Below are 881 nucleotides of genomic sequence, written 5' to 3'. Positions count from 1 at the left end.
ACCCAAACGAACGCCATATTTATTGGTTCGACGATACGTATAAAGGTACCAAACGGTTAAACATCCTCGGCCATGGGCGCATTAACGACAACGGCAAGGGAGAAATGAGTCTGTTACTAGAGGGAAAACCGGATAGGGTTGATGGTGCAGACCTAAAGTACATGTATGACTATCATTACCGAGCAGAAACGCTGGCGTTTTATCAGCACATCAGAGTCATTTCTTGTTACTCAGCAGATGGTTCGAACCCTTTGGGCCAACAAATTGCCAATGCTTTCAAACGGGAGACAAAAGCGTTTTCTGGTTATGTCGACTCGTTAAGTCCAGAATCGATTAAAGAAAAAAAGTTTGACCGCGCGTTCAAAAGCGAAGGCAATACCCCTATTGATCTGAACCGCTTGCTCACCAATACGGGCAGGAGTTTTGTGCGGAAAACGCTACCCAAGGAACCGGAAAAGCGACAGCTCTGGTCTGGGTATCACCCGGTTAAATTTAAACCTCAGTAACCCCCCTCACCGTACCTCTTTTTAGTTATATCCATCGCCATAAGATGCATTTAAAATACATCTTAATGTTTTCACCGCTGAGGGCCTTATCATGCATTACCGCGATCGTACGCTGGGGGAATTGGCTATTGCCATTCCTCGCGCTACTGTACTTTTCCGTGAATTTAATCTCGATTTTTGCTGCGGCGGCAAGCAAACGCTGCTGCGTGCCGCCAACAAGCTGGAGCTGGACATTGAGGCACTGGAAGCGCGCCTGAGCGCTCTGGCGGAGCAACCTTCAACAGAAACCCACTGGCCTTCAGCACCGCTGGGCGACATCATTCCCCACATCATCCAGCGTTATCACGATCGTCACCGCGAGCAGTTACCGGAATT

1 protein-coding gene and 1 pseudogene are annotated in these 881 nt (G+C 48.6%); both read left to right on the top strand.

The annotated features are described in order from the left end of the window. Positions 1 to 506: pseudogene (locus J5224_RS31025) on the top strand (RHS repeat protein); the annotation flags it as partial. A 91-nt stretch (positions 507 to 597) separates the two neighbouring features. Then, positions 598 to 881, top strand: a 284-nt coding sequence (locus tag J5224_RS31020; RefSeq protein WP_264628854.1) for a DUF542 domain-containing protein, incomplete at its 3' end; no start/stop codon positions are given.

This window comes from Candidatus Symbiopectobacterium sp. NZEC135 (genome assembly GCF_025962695.1).
The sequence above is the reverse complement of the archived record's forward strand: the minus strand, read 5'-3'. Positions and strand labels throughout refer to the sequence as shown.